Annotated in this window: 17 protein-coding genes; 7 read left to right on the top strand and 10 right to left on the bottom strand. The window is 66.5% G+C overall.

Annotated features, from left to right (window positions below):
- Nucleotides 1-44: 44 nt before the first annotated feature.
- Together AC0QC4_RS06695 and AC0QC4_RS06690 are read left to right on the top strand one after the other, a co-directional pair.
- Nucleotides 45-1,730, top strand: a complete 1,686-nt coding sequence (locus AC0QC4_RS06695) for an alpha/beta fold hydrolase (protein WP_483658956.1) — start codon at nt 45-47, stop codon at nt 1,728-1,730.
- 116 nt (nt 1,731-1,846) lie between these two features.
- Nucleotides 1,847-2,743 carry an alpha/beta fold hydrolase gene (locus AC0QC4_RS06690; protein WP_483658955.1) on the top strand — a complete coding sequence of 299 codons (897 nt, stop codon included), beginning with the start codon at nt 1,847-1,849 and terminating at the stop codon, nt 2,741-2,743.
- Between the two features lie 72 nt (nt 2,744-2,815).
- Here AC0QC4_RS06690 and AC0QC4_RS06685 read toward each other — a convergent pair whose 3' ends face one another.
- The 7 genes from AC0QC4_RS06685 to dapA all read right to left on the bottom strand — a co-directional run bounded on the left by AC0QC4_RS06685 (nt 2,816) and on the right by dapA (nt 12,235).
- Nucleotides 2,816-3,790, bottom strand: a complete 975-nt coding sequence (locus tag AC0QC4_RS06685) for an alpha/beta fold hydrolase (RefSeq protein ID WP_483658954.1) — start codon at nt 3,788-3,790, stop codon at nt 2,816-2,818.
- 121 nt (nt 3,791-3,911) lie between these two features.
- Nucleotides 3,912-5,291, bottom strand: coding sequence for an L-serine ammonia-lyase (locus tag AC0QC4_RS06680; RefSeq protein WP_483658953.1), 1,380 nt, complete (start codon nt 5,289-5,291; stop codon nt 3,912-3,914).
- A gap of 163 nt (nt 5,292-5,454) precedes the next feature.
- Nucleotides 5,455-7,872 carry a hybrid sensor histidine kinase/response regulator gene (locus tag AC0QC4_RS06675; protein WP_483658952.1) on the bottom strand — a complete coding sequence of 806 codons (2,418 nt, stop codon included), beginning with the start codon at nt 7,870-7,872 and terminating at the stop codon, nt 5,455-5,457.
- Nucleotides 7,873-7,974: 102 nt separating this feature from the next.
- Complete coding sequence (locus tag AC0QC4_RS06670; protein WP_483658951.1) at nt 7,975-10,059, bottom strand: M13 family metallopeptidase; 2,085 nt, start codon at nt 10,057-10,059, stop codon at nt 7,975-7,977.
- A gap of 127 nt (nt 10,060-10,186) precedes the next feature.
- A complete protein-coding gene (locus AC0QC4_RS06665; protein WP_483658950.1) occupies nt 10,187-10,759 on the bottom strand; it encodes a DUF2062 domain-containing protein in 573 nt (190 codons plus the stop codon).
- 118 nt (nt 10,760-10,877) lie between these two features.
- A complete protein-coding gene (gene smpB / locus AC0QC4_RS06660) occupies nt 10,878-11,360 on the bottom strand; it encodes an SsrA-binding protein SmpB (RefSeq protein WP_483658949.1) in 483 nt (160 codons plus the stop codon).
- A complete protein-coding gene (gene dapA / locus AC0QC4_RS06655; protein WP_483658948.1) occupies nt 11,360-12,235 on the bottom strand; it encodes a 4-hydroxy-tetrahydrodipicolinate synthase in 876 nt (291 codons plus the stop codon). The genes smpB and dapA overlap by 1 nt, the downstream gene beginning before the upstream one ends.
- A 112-nt stretch (nt 12,236-12,347) precedes the next feature.
- Between dapA and AC0QC4_RS06650 the strand changes: the two genes are divergently transcribed.
- The 5 genes from AC0QC4_RS06650 to AC0QC4_RS06630 are packed head-to-tail and all read left to right on the top strand — an operon-like array spanning nt 12,348 to nt 17,885.
- Complete coding sequence (locus AC0QC4_RS06650) at nt 12,348-14,333, top strand: lytic transglycosylase domain-containing protein (RefSeq protein WP_483658947.1); 1,986 nt, start codon at nt 12,348-12,350, stop codon at nt 14,331-14,333.
- Between the two features lie 3 nt (nt 14,334-14,336).
- Complete coding sequence (gene greB / locus AC0QC4_RS06645; protein ID WP_483658946.1) at nt 14,337-14,819, top strand: transcription elongation factor GreB; 483 nt, start codon at nt 14,337-14,339, stop codon at nt 14,817-14,819.
- Nucleotides 14,820-14,873: 54 nt separating this feature from the next.
- Nucleotides 14,874-15,332 (top strand): MarR family transcriptional regulator, encoded by a 459-nt coding sequence (locus tag AC0QC4_RS06640; RefSeq protein WP_483658945.1) that lies wholly within the window; start codon nt 14,874-14,876, stop codon nt 15,330-15,332.
- On the top strand, nt 15,319-16,350 hold the full coding sequence (locus AC0QC4_RS06635; protein ID WP_483658944.1) for an HlyD family secretion protein: 1,032 nt from the start codon (nt 15,319-15,321) through the stop codon (nt 16,348-16,350). The genes AC0QC4_RS06640 and AC0QC4_RS06635 overlap by 14 nt, the downstream gene beginning before the upstream one ends.
- Entirely contained in the window at nt 16,347-17,885 is a 1,539-nt protein-coding gene (locus AC0QC4_RS06630) for a DHA2 family efflux MFS transporter permease subunit (RefSeq protein WP_483658943.1), read from the top strand. The genes AC0QC4_RS06635 and AC0QC4_RS06630 overlap by 4 nt, the downstream gene beginning before the upstream one ends.
- Nucleotides 17,886-17,889: 4 nt before the next feature.
- On the opposite strand, the gene AC0QC4_RS06625 is transcribed toward AC0QC4_RS06630, so the two are convergent.
- From AC0QC4_RS06625 to AC0QC4_RS06615, 3 genes are read right to left on the bottom strand one after another with little or no spacing between them, the layout of a single operon-like run.
- On the bottom strand, nt 17,890-18,531 hold the full coding sequence (locus AC0QC4_RS06625) for a DUF2238 domain-containing protein (protein WP_483658942.1): 642 nt from the start codon (nt 18,529-18,531) through the stop codon (nt 17,890-17,892).
- An 8-nt stretch (nt 18,532-18,539) separates the two neighbouring features.
- A complete protein-coding gene (locus AC0QC4_RS06620; protein WP_483658941.1) occupies nt 18,540-19,001 on the bottom strand; it encodes a GFA family protein in 462 nt (153 codons plus the stop codon).
- 6 nt (nt 19,002-19,007) lie between these two features.
- Nucleotides 19,008-20,033, bottom strand: coding sequence for an aspartate-semialdehyde dehydrogenase (locus AC0QC4_RS06615; RefSeq protein ID WP_483658940.1), 1,026 nt, complete (start codon nt 20,031-20,033; stop codon nt 19,008-19,010).
- Between the last annotated feature and the right edge of the window lie 44 nt (nt 20,034-20,077).

Here is a 20,077-nt window from a genome sequence, read left to right as displayed (position 1 = left end):
GGGGTGTGCGGCAACGCCCCCGCGATGGTTGAGGGAGCGCATCGATGGCAAAAAAGTCCAAGATCGAACTGAGCGGGGAGCCTGAAGGCGGTTCGGCACTGAGCCCGCTGGTCGGACTGGCACGGGAAGACATGATCGGCGCGGTCGGCGCGCTGCTGCGCGAAACCGCGATGAAGCCCGACAAGACGATGAAGGCGATGCAGGGCTTCGGCGACGATGTCATGAAGATCATGACCGGCAAGTCCGATCTGGCACCCGCCCCCAAGGACAAGCGCTTCATGGACCCGGCGTGGAGCTTCAACCCCTTCTACCGCGCCGGCGTGCAATATTATCTCGCCATGCAGAAGACGACGCAGGCGTGGATCGACGATCTGGAATTCGACGAGATGGAGCGCAACCGCGCAAGCTTCATCTCCGGCATGATCCTCGACGCCCTGTCCCCCACCAACACGCTGGCGGGCAACCCTTCCGCCATCAAGCGCGCCATCGATTCGGGCGGGCTTTCGCTGATGAAGGGGCTGAAGAACGCCTATGACGATATCGTCCACAATGACGGCATCGTCAGCCAGGTCGACAAGCGGCCGTTCAAGGTGGGCGAGAATCTGGCGACCACCCCCGGCCAGGTGGTGTGGCGCACCGAGATGATGGAGCTGATCCAATATGTGCCGGTGACCGAAAAGGTCCATGCCATCCCGCAGCTCACGGTCCCGCCGCAGATCAACAAGGCCTATATCAACGACCTGACCCCGCAGAAATCGGTGGTGCAGCTGCAGTTGCAGGCCGGCATCCAGCCGTTCGTGATCAGCTGGAAGAACCCCTGCACCAACTGCGGCCATTGGGGCCTTGCCGACTATGTCGACGCGGTTATCGAGGCGATCGGCGTCGTGCAGTCGATCACCGGATCGGACAAGGTCAACCTGTCGGGCGCCTGTTCCGGCGGGATTACCCTCGCCACCATCGTCTCCAAGATGCAGGCGATGGGCGACGACCGTGCCAATGCCATCACCATGATGGTCTGCGTGCTGCAGCCCGAGGCCACCGACAGCGAGGTCGGCGCGCTGGTGTCCAAGCACGGCATCGAGCTCGCCCGGCAGCGCAGCGCCAAGAAGGGGATATTGGAAGGATCGTCGCTGAGCCGTTCCTTCGCCTGGCTGCGCCCCAACGATCTGGTCTGGAACTATGTGGTCAACAATTATCTGCATGGCGAGGACCCGCCCGCGTTCGACATCCTCTACTGGAACAACGACGCGACCAACCTGCCGGCCAGGCTGCACAGCGACTATCTGGACTTCTACGAGACCCAGCCCTTTGCCAATCCGGGCCAGGTCGAGCTCGCCGGGCACAAGGTCGACCTTTCCAAGGTCAAGAACGACCTGTTCATCCTCGCCGGGGTGACCGACCATATCACGCCGTGGAAGGCCTGTTACCGGACCACGCAGCTGTTCGGGTCGAAGAATATCGAGTTCATCCTGTCGCAGTCGGGCCATATCCAGGCGATCCTCAACCCGCCGGGCAACCCCAAGGCGAAATATTACAAATCCTCGAAGAAGCCCCCGGCCGATGTCGACAAGTGGCTGGAGCAGGCCGAGGAAGTGTCGGGGAGCTGGTGGCCGTACTGGGCGGAATGGGTGAAGACGCGCTCGGGCAAGCTGGTCGACGCGCCCAAGGCGCTCGGTAACGCCGAGCATCCGCCCATCGAACCCGCTCCCGGCAGCTATGCCCATGGATGAGGCCAGGCCCGCTGGGGCTTGACCGTGGAACCCGGCCCGCCGATGGGCGCTGTGCAGTGATGCAGGGTGCGATGCGGCGGGCCGCGGGCCACGAACGACGGAAAGCAGGTGCGGACATGACCATCGCCAGCGACGAAACCATCGAGGCGGGCGAGTTCGCCGCCGACGAAGCGGCGATCCCGCACGAGCATGACCCGCTCCACGGCGCCGAGGTGGCGATGATGGAAGCGGGCGGCCGCACCGTCCGCGTCGCGCGGTGGCGCGCCCAGAGCGATGCCGGCAATCTGCCGCTGCTGTTCTTCAACGGCATCGGCGCGAACATCGAGCTGGTCGCGCCTTTCGCCCGCCATTTCACCACCCGCGATTTCGTGATGTTCGACATGCCGGGCATCGGCGGATCGCCCGAGCCGGTCATCCCCTACACCGCCGTGACCATGGCCATGCTTGCCGCAGAGCTGATGAGCAAGCTGGGCTATGAGCGGATGGACGTGATGGGGGTGAGCTGGGGCGGCGCGATGGCGCAGCATTTCGCCATGCAGCATCCCGGCCGCGTCGGGCGGGTGATCCTCGCCGCGACGTCGGCAGGCTGGTTCATGGTGCCGGGCAAGATTTCCGCGCTGTCGAAAATGGCCAACCCGCGCCGCTACATCGACCCCGATTTCATGGCGAAGAATTTCGCGACACTCTATGGCGGCGATCTGAGCGGGGCCGCGGGCCATGTCAGCCGGGTCAAGCCGCCGACCGGTACCGGCTATTTCTATCAGCTTCTGGCGTTTCTGGGCTGGACCAGCGCGCCCTTCCTGCCCTTCCTGCTCAAGGCGGAAACGCTGATCATGATGGGCGAGGACGACAATATCGTGCCGCTGACCAACGGCCGCATCCTGAAATCCTTGATCCCCAACGCCGAGCTGGAGGTGATCCCCAACGGCGGGCACCTGTTCCTCGTCAGCCACGCCGAAGCGACGCTGCGCTCGATCAATGCGTTTCTCGATCGGGGCCGGGCGGCGGCGTGAATGGGTAGCACTCCATTCTTCCGTCTTTGCGAGCGGAGATCGCAATGACGGAATGACGAGGGTGCTTGGCCCCTAGTTCTGCGGCAACCGTCGTGCGAGAAACTCCTGAATGACCTGTGCCGCTTGCTCCGGCGCCTCTTCCATCGGCAAATGCCCGACTCCATCCAGCAGGACCACTTCGCTGCCGGATATCCGTTCGCGGAAGGACTCGGCGGCGCTGGGGTTGATGATGCGGTCTTCTCGGCCAAAGATGACCAGCGTCGGTGCGGTGATGCTGCGGGCACGTTCCGCCGCGCGGTCGTTCACGAACGGGCGGGAGAAGCGCAGCATCGTCGCGGCCCGATTGCCGGGGAAGCGCAGCAATTCCCAATAGCGGTCGACATCGGCATCGGTGATGCGCGCTGGATCGGCAACCGACTGTTCGAGGCTCTGGCGGATCAGGAAACGCGGCGTGATCTGCCCGCCGATCCAGCGTCCGAAGGAAGAACGCATGATGCGAAAGCCGATGTTGCTCTTGGGCGGCGCATCTCCGGCGCGCGGCGGCATCCCGCCGGCATCGAGCAGGAGCAGCGCCTGCACTTTGCCGGGATGCGCCAGTGCATAGTTCCAGCTGACCCCGCCACCCATCGAATTGCCGCCGAGGATGAAGCGCTGCAGCCCGAGCGCGGTCGCGACACCATCGACCGTGGCGACCATCTCTGCGATATCATAGCGGTTGGTGGGGGTAGAGCCGGTAAGGCCGTGCCCCGGCAGGTCGAGCGTTACGATACGATAGGCACTGCCCAACTCGCGTTTGAGCGGCTCCCACGTATGCAGGCTGCTGTTCGAGCCGTGCAGCAGGATCATCGGTGCGCCGGTCCCGCCACTGTCGCGCACATGCACACGTGCACCGTCGGGCAACGTCACGAAGCGGCTCTGCGTGCCGCCATATTTGGCAATCATCGCCGCACGATCGGTATCGGGGGTGCGCAGGGCGAGAAAGGCGATGGCCAGCAGCGCAATCAGCGCTGCGACGGTCCAGCCTATGCGTTTGAGCCATTTGGTCATTGCAGCGTCCCCAATCCCTAGCCCTGAGCCTGTCAAAGGGCGTTTCTCGTGACGGCCCAACGCTATGCGGTGAGGCGTGCTTCGACAAGCTTGGCACTGCGGACTTTTCGGCCGCTACCGATCAACATTCCACCACATTCACCGCAAGGCCCCCCTTCGAGGTTTCCTTATATTTGTCGCGCATGTCGAGGCCGGTCTGCCACATGGTGGCGATCACCTTGTCGAGGCTGACGACATGCGTGCCGTCGCCCATCATCGCGATGCGGCTGGCGTCTATGGCCTTGATCGCGCCCATTGCATTGCGCTCGATGCAGGGGATTTGCACCAGTCCGCCGATGGGATCGCAGGTCAGGCCGAGATTATGCTCCATGCCGATCTCGGCGGCATTCTCGATCTGGGCATTTGTGCCGCCGAGCGCGGCGGTGAGACCGGCGGCGGCCATCGAGCAGGCAACGCCGACCTCGCCCTGGCAGCCGACCTCGGCCCCCGAGATCGAGGCATTGCGCTTGTAAAGAGCGCCGATGGCGGCGGCGGTGAGCAGGAAGGTCCGCACGCCCTCTGCCGATCCGCGATAGCAGCGCTCATAATAGCGGATGACCGCGGGGATGATACCAGCGGCCCCATTGGTGGGCGCGGTCACCACCCTGCCCCCGGCGGCATTCTCCTCGTTGACCGCCATCGCCCAGAGGTTAATCCAGTCGAGGACGACCAGCGGATCGGGGGTGAACTGGTCATGGCGGGCGCGAATGTCGGCGGCGATGCCGGGCGCGCGGCGCTTGACGTTGAGGCCGCCGGGCAGCACGCCTTCGGCACAGCAGCCGGCATCGATACAGGCGGACATCGCGGCGGCGATGCTGTCCAGCCCGGTGACGATGGCGGCCTCATCGGTGCGCGCGCGCTCGTTGGCGAGCATCATTTCGGCGATGGTGAGGCCGGAGTCGGCGCCCATCGCCAGCATTTCCGCGCCACTGGTAAAGCCGAACGGCAAGGCGATCTCGTCATCCGCGCCGCCCGAATTGCGACCGGCCTCCTCCTCGTCGACGACGAAGCCGCCGCCGATCGAATAAAATGTGCGCGTGGCGAGCGGCTGTGCGGCGGCGTCGAACGCTGTGAATGCCATCGCATTGCTGTGGAAGGGGCGGCGTTCGCGGGTGCGGAATGTGAGGTCGGTGCCGGGATCGAACGCGATGTCCGGGCCGTCCGGAAGCTGCAAGCGGCGCTCCTGCTGCGCACGCTGCCAGATGGCGGCGATGGCAGCGGCGCCGGTTGCGTGCGGCCATTCGCCGGCGAGGCCGGCGACAATCGCCGTATCGCTGGCATGGCCCCGCCCGGTCAGCGCCAACGAACCGAACAGATCGACCTTGAGCGCAGCCACCCGCGGCAGCACGCCTTGCTCCGCGAGCCCGGCAACGAAACGCCGCGCAGCGAGCATCGGGCCAGTGGTGTGCGAGGAGGATGGGCCGACGCCGATCTTGAACAGCTGGAACACGGAAATTGCCATGCGGGTGCCGTAGCGTCCGCGCAGGGGGAGCGCCAGATGGCAGGCCTTTCGCCTGACCCGAAGCCTTGAGCCTGTCGAAGGGCGCTGCGCATGACCGCGACACGCCCTTCGACACGCTCAGGGCTGTGGAATGACGCCTTGGCCCTTCTTTACCCGCACAGGATTACCCCCGCGACGCATCCCTGATCGCGGCCACCGCATCGACCAGCTGGGCGACCGAGAAGGGTTTGCCGAGGAAGGCGACATTGGGCAGCGCGATGGTTTGCCGCAACTGCTCCTCGGCATAGCCGGACATGAACAGCACCGGCACATCGGCGCGCTTGGCGCGTATCGCGGCGACCATCGCAGGGCCGTCCATCTGCGGCATCATCACATCGCTGACGACGAGATCGACTTCCTCCATCTCGGCAAAGCGTTCCAGCCCGTCCTCGCCCTGGGTGGCGGTGACGACAGTGTAGCCGGCGCGCAGCAGCGCCCGCTCTGCCACCGCGCGGACCATATCCTCATCCTCGACCAGCAGGATGGTGCCGCTGCCCCAATGCAGGCTGCGGGCGCCCGCTGCGGGCGCGGGCCGCTGCGCCTCGGCAGGCTGGCTGCCCTTGTAGACCGGCAGGTAGATGGAAAAGCGGGTGCCCTGCCCCGGGCGCGAGTCCGCGAAGATATAGCCTTCCGACTGTTTGACGATGCCATAGACGGTGGCAAGACCGAGCCCGGTGCCCTTGCCTACATCCTTGGTGGTGAAGAAGGGATCGAAAATCTTGGGGAGCACATCGGCTGATATGCCGGTGCCGGTATCGGTGACCGACAGCAGGCTGTAGTCGCCCGGCGGCAGGATATCGCCCTGCCCCTTCGGCAGATCCTTGGGGCCGACCGCGGCCGTGGCGATGGTCAGCGTGCCGCCGCGCGGCATGGCGTCGCGGGCATTGACCGCGAGATTGACGATGACCTGTTCGAGCTGGACCGGATCGGCCCGCACCGGGCCGATACCGCGTCCGTGGTTGACGTCGAGCTTGACCGTCTCCCCGATCAGCCGCTCAAGCAGGTGCGAGACGTCGGCGACGATATCGGACAGGTTGAGGATCTGCGGCCGCAGCGTCTGCTGGCGGGAGAAAGCGAGCAGCTGGCGCGTCAGATTGGCGGCACGGTTGGCGTTGCTGCGCACCTGCTGGATATCGTCATAGTCGCTGTCCCCCGGCTGATGCCGCAGCAGCATAAGGTCACAAGCACCGAGAATTGCGGTCAATATATTGTTGAAATCATGGGCGATTCCACCGGCGAGCTGGCCGATCGCCTGCATCTTGCTGGCCTGTTCCATCCGCTCGTGCGGGACCGGGGCCGAGCCGGCTTCGGCGAGGGTCAGCAGCACTGCCGCCTGCCCGAGACCGCGCAGGCCGATCAGGCCGATGCTGACCGGTGCTTCCGGCGCATCGCGCAGCCGTACCGAGATTTCGCCGCTGGTGCCGCGCCCGCTGGCATGGCGGCGGATGGCATCGCCGATGGCGCCCTTGTCCTCCGCGACCAGCAGGTCGCCGGGATAGGAGGGCAAGGCATCGGGCGCCGAGCCGACGGCCCGCGCAAACGCCGGGTTGATCGACAGGAAGCGCCCGTCGCGATCGACCATGGCGATGCCGCTGGGCAAGGCCTGCACCAGCCGGTCGATGAGATCTGGGGCGAGCCCCGGGTCGGCCGGCAGGCGGTCCTCATCGAGCATCAACAGCAGCAGCGGCGCAGCAGCATCGCCGGACAGTGGCACTTCCACCAGCCGCAGCGGCAGCGCGCTGTCCCGCTCGCGCGCGATGCGGAACTGACCGGCACGATCGACGCGCAGCAGCCCGGCAAAATCCTCTCCCTCGATCGCCGCGTCGATGCTGCCCGATGCGCGCAGCCGAAAGGCCGCATTGGCCGCACGGACGGTGCCGGCTGCGGACACGATGGCGACCATCACCCCGGCTTCGCCAAGCGTCCTTCCCAATGGACCGACCAGCTGTGCCAACGCATCGCCGACCGGATCGGCGACGGCATGCACACGCCAGCGCCAGACCAGATGGTCTTCGGCATGGCCGATGCGCTGGACCATGCCGCTCATCGTGCGGCCGTTGCAGGGGAAATCCGCCACGGCCGCTTCGCCGTCACGCCAGGCCGTCCGCCCGGCCTCGGTCAGGAGCGCGTTGGTCCGGGCATCGACCGGCAGGCCCGGCGGGGTCACCGCGCCGCCGAACCAGTCGCAATAGAGATCGTTGGCGCACACCAGCCGCCCGGTGCGATCGGTGACCGCCAGCCCTTGCGCATCGCCATCGGCGATGGCGCGGACCAGCGACCAGTCGGTACCCTGCTCGACCGGCGCGGGCGCTGCGCGGGCCGAGCCGCGCATCAGCACGGCGATCGCTCCTGCGACCAGTGCGGCAGCAGCAAAGCCGGCGACGAGGACCGGGGACCGGGTCGGCAGCCATAGCAGGATGGCCGAGGCGAGCGCCGCGAGGCCGACGATCAGCCACGGCAGGCGCGCGCTGGCGCCGTCCTGACCGGTCAATGCATAGAGGATGGCGCTACGTTCCGTCACATGTGCGCCTTGCCCTATCATCCCTGCCCGTGTCGAGCGCAGTCGAGCCACCACCGCCAATTTGACGGTGTCTCGACCGCGCTCGCCAGGAGCGGGCGATGCGGGGCTTGCGCGGCCCGGCCCTTACCAGATGCGCACGCGATCCTGCGGGGCGAGGTAGAGGCGCTGGCCAGCGGTGACATTATAGGCCTCATACCAGTTATCGAGATTGCGCACGACCCAGGCGCGCTGGATCGACGGCGAGTGCGGGTCGGTGGTGAGGCGCTGCAACAGATTGGCATCGCGATAGTTGCGCCGCCACACCTGCGCCCAGCCGAGATAGAAGCGCTGGTCGCCGGTCATCCCGTTGATAACAGGTGCTTCCTGGCCGTTCAGCGATTTCTTGTACGCATCATAGGCAATGGCGAGGCCGGCAAGATCGCCGATATTCTCGCCCAGCGTGAACTCGCCGTTGATATGCTCGCCGAGCACCTCATAGGCGTTGTACTGTTCGATCAGGCGACGACCCGCAGCCTCGAACGCGGCGACGTCCTGCGGCGTCCACCAGTCGGCAAGACGGCCGTTCTCGTCGTATTTCGCGCCCTGATCGTCGAAATGGTGGCTGATCTCGTGGCCGATCACCGCGCCGATGCCGCCATAGTTGATCGCCGGATCGGCATTGGGATCGAAGAAGGGCGGCTGCAGGATCGCGGCCGGGAAGACGATCTCGTTCATCGAGAAGTTGGCGTAGGCGTTGACCTCCATCGGGGTCATCCCCCATTCCCAGCGCTGCACCGGGCCCCCGAGCTTGGCGATCTGATACTCATGCTCGAAATTGGCCGAGCGCCAGGCGTTGCCGAACAGGTCATCGGCGCGGATATCGAGCGCGCTATAGTCGCGCCACTGGCTGGGGTAGCCGATCTTGACGGTGAAGTTGGCGAGCTTGGCGCGGGCACGGACCTTGGTCTGCGGCTGCATCCACGACAGATTGTCGATGCGGTCGCCGAGCGCCGCGAGCACGTTTGAGACCAAAGTATCCATCGCCGCCTTGGTTTCCGCAGGGAAATGGCGGGCGACATATTCGCGGCTGAGATCGTCGGCGAGCACGCCTTCGGTGAAGCGCACCGCGCGCTTCCAGCGATCTTCACGCTGCGGCGTGCCCGAGAGAGCGGTGCCGTAGAAAGCGAAATTGGCGTCACCCACCGCACGCGGCAGCTCGTCGGCATAGCTGGCCATGCTGCGGATGATCAGCTGGTCACGCAGCACCGCCACAGGGGCGCGGCTGAATTCGCGGGCCATTGCGGTGAAAGCGCTCGGCTGGTTGATAAGAAGATCGGTCTGGTTGACCCCGACCCCGCGCAGGAAGCCGGCAAAGTCGAAGCCGGGCGCGATGCGCTGCAGCTCGGCCAGCGTCATCTTGTTGTAGGTCTTGGTCGCATCGGACGAATCGATGCGGTTCCAGTGGGCGCGGGCGATGCGCGTCTCGAAATCCATCACCGCCTGTGCGCGGGCGCGGGCGTTGCTCTCCCCCGCCAGCGTCAGCATGGTCTCGAGGTGGGTGAGGTAGGCTGCACGGACGGTGGCGAAACGGGGCGCGGCTTCCAGATAATAGTCGCGATCAGGCATGCCGATGCCGGCCTGACCCATGGTGAACAGATAATGGTCCGGGCTGCGGTCATCCTGGCCGACATAGCTGCCGAACAGGGTGGGAATACCGGCCCGGTCGGCCCGTGCGGCCAGCGCGACATAGCCGGCGCGGTTGCGCAGGCCCTTGATTTCGGTCAGCCACGGCTGGATCGGGGCGAGGCCGCGCGCTTCGACGCCGGCTTCGTCGAGGAAGCTCGCATAGGCGCGCCCGATCTTGCTGTCAGCGCGGCCGCGGGTTTCATCGAGGATGGCGCGGGTGCGACTGAGGCTGAGATCGCCGAGCGCAGTGAACATGCCATAGTTGGACTTGTCGGCCGGGATGCTGGTGGCGCGCGCCCAGGCGCCGTTGGCGAAGGCGTAGAAATCATCGCCGGCGGCAACGCTGCGATCCATACCGGCACTATCGAACCCGAAATCGCCGATCGAGGGCCGCGGACGCGCCGGGGCGGGGGCGGGCGCCGGCGCGGGTGCCGGCTGGGCGACAGCGATCGGGGCGGGCGCGCCCCCGGTGCTCGCGCAGGCGGACAACGCCAGCGCCGAAGCGGAAACGAGGGCTACGGCAGCAAAACGGGTGCGAAACATGCTCAATCCTTCCGGAAGTGCCGCGCGGTTGCTCCGCGTCGGTCAGTAATGGTGGCTTATAACAGTGCAGCGGGCCGGTGCAATGACTACGGGTGTAGTTTCTGCCGCCGCGCCTGCGCCCCCGCGATCAGGAGGAGGCGTTGAGCCGCGCCGCGATGCGGGCCTTCAGGCGCAGCCGCCAGCGCCACCGCAGCCAGGCGTTCCAGATCACCGAGCCGAGCACGAAGCCGACCGCCGCAGACACCACCGAGATGATGAACAGGCCAGCAAGCAATGCCGGCGCGGCATCGGAAAAGAACCAGGTCAGCCACTGGTTCGCACTCGCCCCCTCATCCCATAGCTGGAAGAGCATCGACGGATCAGCGCGCAGACCGAACACGGTGTTGCCGGTCCACACCGACGCAGCGATGATGAGCGGGGTGGTGGCGGGATTGGACAGGAAGGTCATGGCCGCGCCGATGGGAATGTTGGCGCGGCACGGCAGCGACAGCATGGCCACGCCGATGATCTGGACGCCCGGGATCAGCAGGAAGATGCCGACGAACAGGCCCAGCGCCACTCCGCGCGGGACGGAGCGGCGGGTGAAGCGCCACAGCTCGCTGTGCGCGATGCGGTGGGCGAAAGGCTTCAGCCAGCGGCTTTCGAGCAACTGTTCGCGCGTCGGGCTGTTGCGCCTGATCCACCCCATGAAGCCGGTCATGGATGCCCCGATCCAATCATGGTGTCATTGCAAGCGCAGCGAAGCGATCCAGTGCGGCGCACCACGACACTGGATTGCTTCGCTGCGCTCGCAATGACGAGGTTCCGGTTGCGGGTCATCAGCCGCGCTCCCTGAGGATTCGCTGGGCATCGCGCTTCCAGTCGCGTTCCTTGATATGCTCCCGCTTGTCGTGCGCCTTGCGTCCCTTGGCCAGCGCCAGCTCCACCTTGGCGCGGCCGCGGCTGTTGAAATAGACGGTGAGCGGGACCAGCGTCATCCCTTCACGGGCGACGGCGCCATGCAGCTTGCGGATCTCGCGACCGGACAGCAGCAATTTGCGCGGGCGGCGCGGCTCGTGATTGAAGCGGTTGCCATGGCTGAATTCGGGGATGTGGCTGTTGACCAGCCACACCTCGCCGTCCTTCACCTCGGCATAGCTGTCCCCGATGCTGCCGTCACCGAAGCGCAGCGATTTGACCTCGGTGCCCTTGAGCGCGATGCCGGCTTCGAACACCTGATCGACAGCATAATCGAAGCGGGCGCGACGGTTGTCGGCCACGACCTTTTTCTTGTCGAACTCGGCGTGATGCGGCCGCGCCATCAGAGGAGACCGGCTTCGGCGAGCGCGGCATCGACCGCAGCGCGCGCCGCGGCGTTGGCCGGCAGGATCGGCAGGCGCACTTGCGGATCGAACCAGTCGTGCAGCCGCGACAGCGCATATTTGGCGGGACCAGGGCTTGCATCAAAGAACATCGCCTTGTGCAGCGCGAACAGCCGCTCGTGCAGCACCAGCGCCGCAGACCAGTCGGCGGCGGCGCAGGCTGCGGCGAATTCAGCGCACAGGCCAGGGGCGACATTGGCGGTGACCGAAATGCAGCCCGCGCCGCCAAGCACGGTATGGCTCAGCCACAGATCGTCATTGCCGGACAATTGGCAGAAATCCGCACCAAGGGCGCGCCGCTGTTCGGTAACGCGGGCAAGATCGCCGCTCGCGTCCTTGACCGCGACCACCGTTGGCAAGGCGGCGATGCGCGCCAGCGTATCGGGCAGGATGTCGGTCACGGTGCGGCCCGGCACATTGTACGCAACGATGGGCAGATCGGAGTGCGCGGCCAGATGCTCGAAATGGGCGACCATTCCGTCCTGCGTCGGCCGGTTGTAATAGGGCGCGACGATCAGTGCGGCATCCGCGCCGCGCGCCTTCGCCTCTGCCATGTGGCGCACGGCGGTGGCGGTATCGTTCGAACCGCAGCCGGCAATCACCGGCACCCGGCCGGCGGCGGCTTCGATGACGATGTCGAACACGCGGTAATGCTCGTCGAACCCCAATGTCGCGCTTTCCCCGGTGGTACCGCAGGGCACGAGCGCGGACGAGCCGGACGCGATCTGCCAATCGACGAACGCGCGCAGGGCGTCCTCATCGATCGTTCCGCCGCGAAAGGGCGTCACCAGGGCCGGTATCGAGCCCGAAAACATCGTCTTGCTCCTTTACAGGGCGGATTCCCGCAGCATAGACTCGCGCGGAAATGCGGTGCGGCTCCCCGCTCCGTTCAGCGCCAGTTAGGATTGCTCCCCCATCATGGCAAGCATGGTATCGCCTCTGTTTCAATCGAGCGCATCGCGCGCAATCGTGTTCGGCTTGCTGCTGGCACCGACGATGTGCGTCGCGCAGATGTGGAACGGCCAGCAACAGCGGGCCGTGGTCGCCATGGATGCGGCGCAGGCGCTGGCCGAATGGCAGGCATTGCGGGCCGAACCGCGCCCGTCGTTCGACCGGGTGGCAGGCTTTCTGCTCGCCAATCCGGGCTGGCCCAACGAGAATGAGCTGAAGCGCAAGGCCGAAGAGGCGCTGTCGCCCGCCGGTATCGTGCCGGCGCATGCCGCCGACTATTTTGCGCGCTTTGCGCCGACCAACGCCGCTGGCCAGTTGCGCTATGCGCTGGCGCTGTCCGCTGCCGGGCGCGAGCGGGACGCCGAAGCCGCAGCGCGGCGGGCGTGGACCGGCGGGACGCTCTCCGCCGATGACGAGGCGGCGCTGCTCGCGCGCTTCTCTTCGGTGCTGACCCAGGCCGATCATGATGCACGGATGGACAGGCTGCTGTGGAGCAATGCGACGACGGCGGCAGCGCGCCAGATCGCGTTCGTCTCCTCCGCGCGCAGCCCGGAATTCTCGGCGCGGCTGGCGATGCGCACCCGCGCCACTGCGGCGGCGCTGCGCGCCAGCGAAGCAGAGGGCATCGACCCGACGCTGACCACCACCAATGCCGGCTATATTGCCGACAAGGCCGGCTGGCTGATCGCGAGCGGACGCACCGGCGAGGCGCGTGCGCTGCTGGCCGCGCCGCGCGTGCTCGCCGCGCCGCCGGCCGACCCCGAGAAATGGCTGGAGCTGCTGGTGGCGCAGGCCCGCGCCGCACGCTCCGCCGGCCAGCCGCAGCTCGCCTATGACATGGCCCGCCAGGTCGACGGCCTGCTGCCCGCCGGTGCGCGCGTGGTCGACCAGCCGCTGGGCGTGCGCGACGAATATACCAACCTCGTCTGGCTCGCAGCCAATACCGCGCTCAAGGATCTCGGCCGGCCGCGCGAGGCAGCGGGATTGTTCGCGCTCTATTCGACCGGCGGCCGATCGCCGCAGGTGTGGGCGCGCGGGCTCTACTGGGCCGGGCGTGCCGCCACCGAGGCACGCGATCCGGAGCTGGCGCAGGACTATTTCACCCGCGCCTCGCGCAACTATGACCAGTTCCACGGCCAGCTTGCGCTCGAACGGCTCGGCCAGCCGCAGCCGCGCCCCGCCGGTGCCGAGCGCAGCGTCGGGGCCGACGAGCGCAGCGCCTTCGAGCAGCGCACGGTGGTTGCCGCCGCGCGGCTGCTGGGGCAGCAGGGCGACTGGCGGACGCAATCGCTGTTCCTGCGCGCCATCGCCAACGCGGCGACCAGCGACGCCGACCATGCGCTGGCCATCGAGCTGGCGGAGCAGATCGGCCGCGCCGACCTCAGCGTGATGGTTGGCCGCAGCGCACGGACCAACGGCCTCACCGATTATGTCCCAGCCGCTTTTCCGACGCTCGACGTGCCGCCGGGCCATGCCGACAACTGGACCTTCATCCACGCCATCACCCGCCAGGAAAGCCAGTTCGACCGCGCCGCGCAAAGCCCGGTCGGCGCGCGCGGGATGATGCAGCTGATGCCCGCGACGGCGCAGCAGACCGCGCGCCAGGCCGGCCTGCCCTATAATCTGGGCGAGCTGACCAACGACCCCAGCTACAATATCATGCTCGGCTCGACCTTTTTCCGCAGCATGCTCGACTATTATGGCGGCAGCTATCCGCTGGCGGTCGCTGCCTACAATGCGGGTCCGGGCAATGTGAACCGCTGGCTGCGCGCCAATGGCGATCCACGCACCGGGGCTGTCGACATCCTCGACTGGATCGAGGCAATCCCGTTCAGCGAGACCCGCGGCTATGTGCAGCGCGTACTGGAGAATGCCGTGGTCTATGACACGCTGCGCCCCGGCGCGCCGGCCGAGCAACGCAACCGGCTGAGCTATTATCTGGGCAAGCCGACGGCCGGCTGATCCTTGGACCGGCCCAACTACATCACCCCCGCAGGCTTTGCCGCGCTGCGGGCCGAATATGAGCAACTGCTCGGCACCGAGCGGCCCGCCATCGTCGAGGTGGTGAGCTGGGCAGCGGGGAATGGCGACCGTAGCGAGAACGGTGATTATCTTTACGGCCGCAAGCGCATGCGCGAGATCGACCGGCGGCTGGGCTGGCTGGCCAAGCGGATGAAGGCAGCCAAGATCGTCGACCCCGCGCAACAGCCGGACAAGACGCGTATCTTCTTCGGCGCGACGGTCACTCTGATCGACGAAGAGGAGGCCGAACGCGTCGTCACGCTGGTGGGCAACGACGAGGCGGAGGCGGGCGATGGCCGCATCGGCTGGGATTCGCCGCTGGCGCGCGCGCTGCGCGGCGCGGCGGTGGGCGATGTGCGGCGGGTGATGCTGCCATCGGGCGCGAAGGAATGGGAGATTGTGGCGATTGCCTACCCCACCGGATAGCCGCCTGCAGTCATACCCTTGCCTATAATAAGCATCGTTATTATATCGGCACACATGAGTGATAATGCCGCTTTCCTTATGGCCGATACCGCGCGCCTGTTCCGCCGTGCCTTCGACGCGCGCGCCCGCGCGCTTGGCGTGACGGGGCAGCAGTGGCGGGTGCTGGTGGTGGTCTCGCGGAACCCGGGCATCAACCAGGGCAGCGCCGCCGACCAGCTCGAGGTGGAACCGATCACCCTCTCCCGGATGGTCGACCGGCTGCAGGAAGCCGATCTGATCGAACGCCGCGCCGACCCTGGCGACCGGCGCGCATGGTGCCTGCACCTGACCGACAAGGCGCAACCACTGATCGAACAGATGCGCGGCATTGCCGAAGCGCTGCTCGATCAATCCTTTGCCGGCTTCTCGGCCGACGAGCGCGAGGCCTTCACGGCCCGCATCGCCCAGTTCCGCGCCAGCCTGCTGCGCAGCATCGACACGCCAGAGCCGGAGAACGCCCATGGCCACGCCTGAGCCTGCCAGCCCCCCTGCACCGCCGCGCTGGCGCCTGCCGCTGATGCTGTCGCTGCCCGTGCTGCTGATCGGCCTGGGCCTGTGGTGGTGGCTGACCAGCGGCACCTCGGTTTCGACGGACAACGCCTATGTGCAGCAGGACAAGGTGTCGATATCCTCGGAAATCGGCGGCCGCATCGTGGCGGTCGGCGTGCGCGAAAACCAGCGGGTGGCCGTCGGCGACTTGCTCTTCCGCATCGATCCCGAACCGTTCCGCATCGCGATCCACCAGGCCGAGGCGCAGATCGCGCAAGCCGAAGCCAATGTGACGACGATGACGACCACCGCCGACACGATGCAGGTGGATATCGCGACCGCCGAACGCGCGGTCAGCTTCGCCCGTGCCGCGGCCGAGCGCGAGCGGGCGCTGATGGCGCGCGGCTTCAACACCCGGGCGCGCGTCGACGCGGCAGAGAGCGCCCTGTCGGAAGCGCAAGGCCGGCTGGCCGACGCGCGCGCCGCAGCGGTGCGGGCCCGCGCGCAACTGGCGACCGGTCGGATCGCGCCAGGCGTCAACCCGGGCATCCTCGCCGGACGCGCGCGTCGCGAGGAAGCGCAATACAATCTCGCCCGCACCGAGGTTCGCGCACCGATCGGTGGCATGATCAGCCAGGCGGACCGGTTGCAGGTGGGTCAGACGATGGTCGCCGGCCTGCCCGCGCTCACCATCGTCGCCAGCCAGAACACGTGGATCGAGGCCAATTTCAAGGAAACGGACCTTGACCATATGCGCGTCGGCCAGCGCGCCACCATTCATCTCGACGCCTATCCCGATCTGGAACTGACCGGCCGGGTGGTCAGCATCGGTGCGGGCACGGGCAGCGAATTCTCGGTACTGCCGGCGCAGAATGCCACGGGCAATTGGGTCAAGGTGACCCAGCGGGTGCCGGTGCGCATCGCCATCGATGGCACCCCGCCGCGCCCGCTGCTCGCCGGTCTGTCCGCTGAGGTGACAGTGCATTTCGACGAGCGGCAGTGACGGCGCCGGCTGCCGACGTCGCTACCCTGCCCGTCAAGCATCGCGGGCTGCTGATGGTCGCGGTGATGGGCGCGTCCATCATCCAGTTTCTCGATTCGACCATCGCCAATGTCGCCATCCCGCACATGCAGACCGCGCTGGGCGCGACGCCGGAGACGGTGACATGGGTGCTGACCAGCTTCATCATCGCCTCTGCGGTAGCGACGCCGATCACGGGCTGGCTCGCCGACCGGGTGGGATCGCGCAACCTGTTCCTGATCGCAGTGGCCGGCTTCATCGCCACATCGATGCTGTGCGGCATCGCCACCAACCTTATCGAAATGGTGGCCTTCCGCATCGGACAGGGAATTTTCGCGGCCTTCATCGGGCCGCTGAGCCAGACCATCATGCTCGACATCAACCCGCCCAGCCGCCACGCACGGGCGATGGCGGTGTGGGGCATGGGGGTGATGGTCGCGCCCATTTCCGGCCCGATGATCGGCGGCTGGCTGACCGAAAGCTATAGCTGGCGCTGGGTATTCTACATCAACGTGCCCATCGGCATCGCCACGCTGGCGGTGTTGTGGTGGCTGCTGCCGAGCCGCGCCATCGTCCGCCGGCGGCTCGATTATCTGGGCTATTTCCTGTTCGCCATCGGGCTGGGCACGCTGCAACTGATGCTCGATCGCGGGCAAGGCGAGGACTGGCTGCAATCGCCGGAGATCATCGTCGAGCTGGGCATCGCCGTTGCTGCGCTGTGGATGTTCGCGGTGCATGTCGCGACGGCCAGGGACCCGATCTTCCCGCGCGCGTTGCTGACCAGCCGCAGCTTTGTGACCGCGATGGGCTTTTCCGCACTGATGGGGGTGGTGCTGATCTCCATCTCCGCGCTGATGCCGCCGATGCTGCAGAGCCTGTTCGGCTATTCGGTGTTCGATACCGGCATGCTGCTGGCGCCGCGCGGCGTCGGCGTGCTGTTGTCGATGATGATCGCAACCCGCCTGATCGGCATGGTCGGCCCGCGGGTGCTGATCGGCACCGGTTTCGCCATCGCCGCGGCGACGCTGTGGCGCAGCACCGGCTGGTCGCTGGAGATGGGCAGCAACGAGTTCATCGTCGTCGGCTTCCTGCAAGGCATGGGCATGGGGCTGTGCTTCATGCCGCTCAACGTCATCGCCTTTTCCACCATCGCGCCCGAGCATCGCACCGATGGCGCGGGCCTGCTCAACCTGTCACGCTCGATCGGCGGCAGCGCGGGGATTTCGCTGATCACGACGCTGCTGGCGCGCAACATCCAGACCAGCCACGCCGATCTTTCGGCCCATGTCACGCCGGGCAGCCTGCCCCCGGTCGACCCGTCGAGCGCCGACCTGCTGGGAGAAGTGGGCGCAGGCGGGCTGCAACTGATCGATGCGATGATCAACCGGCAGGCGGCGATGATCGCCTATATCGACAATTTCTGGATTCTCTCGCTGCTCGTCGCCTGCTTCGTGCCGCTGGTGCTGCTGATGAAGGCCCCGCGCCCCGGCGCACCGCCGCCGCCACCGATGGAGTGATCGGTCAAGCGGCGCGCCGGCCGATCCACAGCCAAGCGACCAGCGAGCCACCGAGGGCCAGCGCCATATCCTTGTGCGCATCCCACATGTCGCCCTGCTGCCCGTTATAGGCTTCCGCAGCATCGGGGGCCATGAACAGCGTCAGCAGCCATTCGAACAACTCATAGGCGGCGCTGGCGGCGAGCAGCAGGATCACGGCGGCGAAGAGGCGCAGGCGCACGGTGGGCAGGACCGGCCTCAGCCATTCGGCCAGCGGTGCCATCAGCAGCGCGCCGAAGGCGAAATGCACAAGCCGGTCGAAATGGTTGCGGCTCCAGCCGAACAGCTCGTTGACAGTCGTCCCGATCAGCGCCTGCGCCCAAGCGTCGTAAGGCACATAGCTGTAGGTCCAGCGTGCGGCGACGCTGTGCAGCGAGAAGAAGCCGAGCAGGGAAAGCAGCGCTCCGTCGCTCAACGGCCAGCGCCGCAGCCACCAAGGCGCGAGGCCGATCAGCGCGAGCGTCGGGATATGGTGCAGCGGCGCCAGCGCGGGATAGGGCTGATCGATGTTGGCGAGGACGACCAGCGCCAGCAACGCACCCAGGGCGATGCGCTGAGTGCGCGGCAGCGCAAGCCATGGCCGCGCAATGCCGGCGCTGGAGGGCATGCAACGACCTATCTCTCGACCGGCCTGGGCTGCAAGACGGCAATCCACCCAGCCTGATCCTGCGGCTGTTCCTGCAGTGCTATCGCTTCTGACGGAATCGTCACCCAGGGCAGTTTACTGGATACCCACAGGTGTGCGAACGGCACTAGCGAGCGGCTGTCATCCAGCGTTCCGGCGCGCAGGTTAACGATACCGGGTCGACGGTCATTGTCGGTGTAGATGCGTGTCAGGCAGCGCTCGCACGCAAAAATGCCGGCAACCGCGCCACTCGGCTGCACATGCTCGCCGCGCAGAATTGGGCCCGTCAGGCCGAGATCATCGGCCATGACGCTGAGCTGGATGCCGAAGGCGCTGCCCGTGCGGGTCTGACAGTCGGTGCAATGGCAGGCATAGGGCTGGAACCGCACGGTAGGAGTCACCCGGTAGCGCACCGCGCCACACAGGCAACCACCTTCGAACGGTTCAGCCATTTGCGCTCACCCCTTCTTGAGGTGCCGCCGCCCGAGCAGTTCGGCAATCTGCACCGCGTTGAGCGCCGCGCCCTTGCGCAGATTGTCGGAGACGCACCAGAAGGCGAGTCCGTTTTCGACCGTCGGGTCTTCACGGACGCGGCTGATGTAGGTGGCATCGTCCCCCGCCGCTTCGATGGGGGTCGCGTATCCGCCATTCTCGCGCTTGTCGACGAGCATGATGCCCGGCGCCTCGCGCAGGATGGACTGCGCGTCCTCTGCGGACAATTCGCGCTCCATCTCGATGTTTACGCTTTCCGAATGGCCGACGAACACCGGCACGCGCACGCAGGTGGCGTGGACCTTGATCTTGGGATCGAGGATCTTCTTGGTCTCGACCACCATCTTCCACTCTTCCTTGGTCGATCCGTCGTCCAGGAAGCTGTCGATGTGCGGGATGACGTTGAAGGCGATCTGCTTGGTGAATTTCGACACCGTCTTTTCGTCTCCGACGAACACAGCGCGGGTCTGTTCGAACAGCTCGTCCATCCCCGCCTTGCCGGCGCCGGACACCGACTGATAGGTGGAGACCACCACGCGCTTGATTGTCGCTGCATCGTGCAGCGGCTTCAGCGCCACAACCATCTGCGCGGTCGAGCAATTGGGGTTGGCGATGATGTTCTTGGCCTTGTAACCGTCGATGGCATCCGGGTTCACCTCGGGCACGACCAGCGGCACGTCCGGGTCCATGCGGTAGAGCGAGCTGTTGTCGATGACGACGCAGCCGGCGGCGGCAAAGCGCGGCGCGTGCAGCTTGGTCGCGTCCGACCCGATCGCGAACAGCGCAATATCCCACCCGGTCGGGTCGAAATGCTCGATATTCTGGACCTTGGCGGTCTTGCCGGTTTCGCCCAGATCGATGATTTCCCCGGCCGACCGCGACGAGGCGAGCAGCGCGATTTCATCGAAGGGAAACTGGCGATCGGCAAGGATGTTGACCATCTCCCGCCCGACATTGCCCGTCGCCCCGGCGACCACGACCCGATAACCCATGACACACTCCTGTTTGCTGCGGTGCGCCATAGGGACAAATGCGT

The organism is Sphingomonas sp. jy18 (assembly GCF_056931895.1).
Note: the sequence above shows the minus strand (reverse complement) of the source record. Positions and strands in the feature narration are given on the sequence as shown.

What these genes read in the sequence shown, in the direction of transcription:
- smpB (WP_483658949.1), bottom strand. Translation starts at nt 11,360, where the DNA reads ATGGCGCGGCCGCATCACGCCGAGTTCGACAAGAAAAAGGTCGTGGCC.
- AC0QC4_RS06670 (WP_483658951.1), bottom strand. Translation starts at nt 10,059, where the DNA reads ATGTTTCGCACCCGTTTTGCTGCCGTAGCCCTCGTTTCCGCTTCGGCG.
- AC0QC4_RS06615 (WP_483658940.1), bottom strand. Translation starts at nt 20,033, where the DNA reads ATGGGTTATCGGGTCGTGGTCGCCGGGGCGACGGGCAATGTCGGGCGG.
- AC0QC4_RS06695 (WP_483658956.1), top strand. Translation starts at nt 45, where the DNA reads ATGGCAAAAAAGTCCAAGATCGAACTGAGCGGGGAGCCTGAAGGCGGT.
- AC0QC4_RS06625 (WP_483658942.1), bottom strand. Translation starts at nt 18,531, where the DNA reads ATGCCCTCCAGCGCCGGCATTGCGCGGCCATGGCTTGCGCTGCCGCGC.
- AC0QC4_RS06690 (WP_483658955.1), top strand. Translation starts at nt 1,847, where the DNA reads ATGACCATCGCCAGCGACGAAACCATCGAGGCGGGCGAGTTCGCCGCC.
- AC0QC4_RS06650 (WP_483658947.1), top strand. Translation starts at nt 12,348, where the DNA reads ATGGTATCGCCTCTGTTTCAATCGAGCGCATCGCGCGCAATCGTGTTC.
- AC0QC4_RS06640 (WP_483658945.1), top strand. Translation starts at nt 14,874, where the DNA reads ATGAGTGATAATGCCGCTTTCCTTATGGCCGATACCGCGCGCCTGTTC.
- AC0QC4_RS06680 (WP_483658953.1), bottom strand. Translation starts at nt 5,291, where the DNA reads ATGGCAATTTCCGTGTTCCAGCTGTTCAAGATCGGCGTCGGCCCATCC.
- AC0QC4_RS06635 (WP_483658944.1), top strand. Translation starts at nt 15,319, where the DNA reads ATGGCCACGCCTGAGCCTGCCAGCCCCCCTGCACCGCCGCGCTGGCGC.
- AC0QC4_RS06620 (WP_483658941.1), bottom strand. Translation starts at nt 19,001, where the DNA reads ATGGCTGAACCGTTCGAAGGTGGTTGCCTGTGTGGCGCGGTGCGCTAC.
- dapA (WP_483658948.1), bottom strand. Translation starts at nt 12,235, where the DNA reads ATGTTTTCGGGCTCGATACCGGCCCTGGTGACGCCCTTTCGCGGCGGA.
- AC0QC4_RS06665 (WP_483658950.1), bottom strand. Translation starts at nt 10,759, where the DNA reads ATGACCGGCTTCATGGGGTGGATCAGGCGCAACAGCCCGACGCGCGAA.
- AC0QC4_RS06685 (WP_483658954.1), bottom strand. Translation starts at nt 3,790, where the DNA reads ATGACCAAATGGCTCAAACGCATAGGCTGGACCGTCGCAGCGCTGATT.
- AC0QC4_RS06675 (WP_483658952.1), bottom strand. Translation starts at nt 7,872, where the DNA reads ATGATAGGGCAAGGCGCACATGTGACGGAACGTAGCGCCATCCTCTAT.